The organism is Mesorhizobium sp. M1A.F.Ca.IN.020.06.1.1 (assembly GCF_004023265.1).
Lineage (GTDB): Bacteria > Pseudomonadota > Alphaproteobacteria > Rhizobiales > Rhizobiaceae > Mesorhizobium.
In genome coordinates this window covers 1-1511 of the sequence record NZ_RZSR01001201.1, presented here as the reverse complement: position 1 = coordinate 1511, position 1511 = coordinate 1, and the positions used below count along the sequence as shown (strand labels likewise).

Below are 1511 nucleotides of genomic sequence, written 5' to 3'. Positions count from 1 at the left end.
GCGCACGGCCTGTTCTCGATGGCGCTGGTGACGATGATCGTCGGCACGCGGCTCAGCAGCCTCGACCGCAACCTGGTCGAGGCCTCGAGCGATCTCTATGCAACACCGCTGACGACGTTCCGCTCGATCGTGCTGCCGCAGATCATGCCGGCGGTGATCGCCGGCTTCCTGCTCGCCTTCACCTTCTCCTTCGACGACTTCATCATCGCCTTCTTCGTCGCCGGCGCGCAGACGACCTTGCCGATCTATGTCTTTGCCTCGATCCGACGCGGCGTGACGCCGGAGATCAACGCCATCGCGACGATCGTGCTCGCCGCCTCGGTGCTGCTCGTCCTGCTCGCGCAATGGCAGCTCGGCCGACGAAAACCATTGCCGTGAAAGACAGATCCATGATTTTGAAAGATCGCATCGCCGTGGTGACGGGCGCCGGGTCGGGCATCGGGCGCGCCGGCGCCATGATCATGGCGCGGGAAGGGGCTGTCGTGGTGATCGCCGACCGGGATCCGGCGGCAGGCGAGGCCACGGCGGCCGCTATCCGCGCAGCCCGCGGCCGGGCCGAAGCGGTTGCGACTGATGTCGCCAACGACACGGCGGTCGAGGACCTCATAGCGGGAACGCTCGGCAAGCACGGCCGGATCGATATCCTGCACAGCCATGCCGGCATCCAGGTCGGCGGCACGCTGACGGAAGTCAGCACCGACGGCATGGATGCGTCGTGGCGGATCAATGTGCGGGCGCAGTTCCTCGCGGCGAAGACCGTCATGCCGGCGATGATCGCGCAGGGCGGCGGCGTCATACTCAACACTGCGTCCAATTCCGGCGTCTTCTACGATCGCGAGATGATCGCCTATGCTACGTCCAAGCATGCGGTGGTGGCGATGACCAGGCAGATGTCGCTCGACTACGCCAAGCACAATGTGCGCATCAACGCGCTCTGTCCGGGCTGGGTCGACACGCCGTTCAACGAGCCGTTCATCACCCAGATGGGCGGACGCAACGCGATCGAAAACTATGTCCGGACCAAGATCCCGATGGGGCGCTGGGCGAGCGCGCAGGAAATCGCCGAAGCAATCCTGTTCCTGGTCTCCGACCGCTCGTCCTTCATGACCGGCCAGGCGCTGGTCGTCGACGGCGGCGAAAGCATCGGCTGAGGCGCGCTTGGCGAGCGATCTACCGGTCGACTGGATTTCCGAATGCCGGATCGCGACGTCGCGAGTAGGTGTCGATACGCGGCAGATCGTCGGAGAATTCCAGCCAGGGCAGACGCAGCCGCCAATAGGCGTGGGCTTGTGGCCGAAACCGCTCCGGATGGTCCAAGAAGCCGATCGTGACATAAAGCTCGTCGTTCAGTCCCTCGTCGCGATAGGCGATCGAGGTGCCACATTTCTCGCAGAAGCTGCGGACGATGCCCCGGGTCTTCGAGAATTCCCTGGGCTGGCCGCGGGTCAAGCGGATCTGGTCCGGCCGGTAACCGATCCAGATGGTCAGCGGGCTTCCGATCGCCCGGCGGC

At 64.9% G+C, this 1511-nt stretch carries 3 protein-coding genes; 2 read left to right on the top strand and 1 reads right to left on the bottom strand.

Annotation, left to right across the window (positions count from 1 at the left end; all coding sequences use genetic code 11):
- Both EOA60_RS32460 and EOA60_RS32455 read left to right on the top strand, forming a co-directional pair.
- Positions 1–378, top strand: a 378-nt coding sequence (locus EOA60_RS32460) for an ABC transporter permease subunit (protein ID WP_128312589.1), incomplete at its 5' end; no start/stop codon positions are given.
- A gap of 11 nt (positions 379–389) precedes the next feature.
- Positions 390–1151: a glucose 1-dehydrogenase gene (locus EOA60_RS32455; protein ID WP_095823547.1), complete on the top strand. Its 762-nt coding sequence runs from the start codon at positions 390–392 to the stop codon at positions 1149–1151.
- A gap of 19 nt (positions 1152–1170) precedes the next feature.
- On the opposite strand, the gene EOA60_RS32450 is transcribed toward EOA60_RS32455, so the two are convergent.
- Positions 1171–1511, bottom strand: a 341-nt coding sequence (locus EOA60_RS32450) for a GFA family protein (RefSeq protein WP_164899753.1), incomplete at its 5' end; no start/stop codon positions are given.